The organism is Parafannyhessea sp. (assembly GCF_051876455.1).
Classification (GTDB): Bacteria; Actinomycetota; Coriobacteriia; order Coriobacteriales; family Atopobiaceae; genus Parafannyhessea.
This window is the reverse complement of sequence record NZ_JBJEHW010000163.1, coordinates 1-2,112: the sequence shown is the minus strand read 5'-3', so window position 1 is coordinate 2,112 and position 2,112 is coordinate 1. Positions and strand designations below refer to the sequence as shown.

The window sequence follows — 2,112 nt, the reverse complement described above, 5'->3', positions numbered from 1 at the left end:
ACGAGTTGTTGTGCTCACGTGTGCCAACCTCCCTTGCTACGTGTCGGACGAGGACGAGATGGGTGCGCAGCTCTTTGCCACGGTGTCAGGCTCGCCGAATATGGCGCCCATGACGTCGCGCACGACGTACATGGCGCTGTTGGAGCCCCAGGTGGCGTCCTCGATGGCGGAGGCCACCACGTACTTCGGGTTGTCCGCCGGGGCGTAGGCTATGAACCAGCCGGTGGGCTGCTTGTTTGCCACCTCGGCCGTGCCGGACTTGCCGGCGATGGTCTCGCTCATGGTATCCCAGTGCTTGGTCTGCCACTCCGCCTCCTTGTAGATGACGCCCTGCAGACCCTGGTGCACCAGCTCCATGTACGAGCTGTCCTCGGTGACGGTGAACTCCTGGCTGGGCACGTAGTCCACGACGGAGCCCGTGCCGGCTGCCGACTTGATGCACTTCAGCACGTGGGGGCGCCAGACGGTGCCGCCGTTGGCGATGCCCATGTAGGCGCAGGCCATCTGCAGGGGCGTCACCAGAAGGTCGCCCTGGCCGATGCACAGGTTCGTCCAGTCACCGCCCTTCCAGGTCCTGTCGTCGTCCGAGTAGTTGGAGTAGTACTCCCACTTCCATTCGGGCGTGGGCACGCGGCCCTCGCCCTCGCTGGGCAAGTCAATTCCCTTCTTTGAGCCGAGGCCCCACTCGCGGTACTTCGCCTGCAGGTTCTCGGGCTCGCTCGACAGGTAGAAGCCCTTTCCTATCTCGTAGAACACGACGTCGCAGGAGTAGGTGATGCCGTTCTGCAGGTCGATGTTGCCATGTCCCGAGTGCTTCCAGCACCACTGCCCGGCACCCGCGCCCAGGCCCGTCCACCAGCCCGTGCAGTCGAATATGGTATCCGCCGTGCAGATGCCGTTGTCCAGGCCAGCGAACGCCACGATGGGCTTGATCGTGGAGGCAGAGGGGTACTGGCCCGAAATGACGCGGTTCAGCAGCGGGTAGCCGTTCTCCTCGCTGGAGAGCGCCGTCCAGTCGTCGTTCGAGATGCCGCCCACGAATATGTTCGGCGAGAACGTGGGGGCACTGGCCATGGCCAGCACCTCCCCGTTCGTGACGTCCAGGCACACGACCGAGCCCGCGTTGCACGTGGGGGTGGCGTTCTTCTGAATCAGCTTTATGACGTTGGCCAGCGACTCCTCCGCTGCCTTCTGCAGCGTGGCATCTATCGTCAGCACGACATCAGAGCCGCTGGTGGGGGCCACGTACGTGGAGTAGTCCAGCACGTTGCCGTTGGCGTCCACGTACACGTCCTGCTCGCCGCGCACTCCCTGCAGCACGTTCTCGTACTGGTACTCGACGCCCGACTGGCCCACGATGTCGCCGGACTCGTACTCGATGGCGCCCTCGTCGTCGGAGTCGCTGCTGGACTGCAGCTGGTCGTTCGTGACGGTGCCGGTGTAGCCCACCACGTGCGCCGCCAGGTTGCCCATGGGGTAGTAGCGCGAGGTGCGCTGCTCCACGTTGACGCCGTCGAACATGTTCGGGTGCTCGCCGATGAAGGCCACGACGCGCCTGGAGACGTCGGAGGCCACCTTGCGTGCCGACTGGGCACCCTCCGTCGTGTCCTCGATGTTCCTCTTGACCGCGACCACGGGCATGCCGATGAGGTTCCCCAGAAGCTGGAGCTCTATGTCGTTGCTGGCCACGTCGGAGCTGGCGACCACGGTCTCAGAGGGGCGGTTCGACACGATCTCGACGCCGTTGCGGTCCAGGATGCGGCCGCGAGGTGCCGCGACCGATATGGTGCGCGTGCGGTTGGACTCCGCCTGGCTGGTGTAGTCGTCGGAGTGCAGCACCTGCATGTCCCACAGTCGGGCCAGCAGCGCCACGATGACGCCGCCGCCAAAGATCCCGAGGCCCTTCAGCCTGCCGTGCGAGCGCTCCTCGCCCGAGGGATCGTCGCCGCCGGCAGCGCGAGGTGCCGAGCCGCCGATGTCCATCTTGAACCGAGCGTCACCCTTGCTGTAAAAGATGAACGCCACGACCAGCACCGCAATGGCCAAAACGGCCACGATGGCCAGAATCACCGAAAAGACGCCCATGCGCTACAGGCCCTTCGTGGAGTAGTG

1 protein-coding gene is annotated in these 2,112 nt (G+C 65.0%); it reads right to left on the bottom strand.

The genetic code is table 11. The features are described from left to right. Window positions 1-36 precede the first annotated feature (36 nt). A complete protein-coding gene (mrdA, locus tag ACI38Z_RS07235; RefSeq protein WP_439789519.1) occupies window positions 37-2,085 on the bottom strand; it encodes a penicillin-binding protein 2 in 2,049 nt (682 codons plus the stop codon). Window positions 2,086-2,112: the final 27 nt, after the last annotated feature.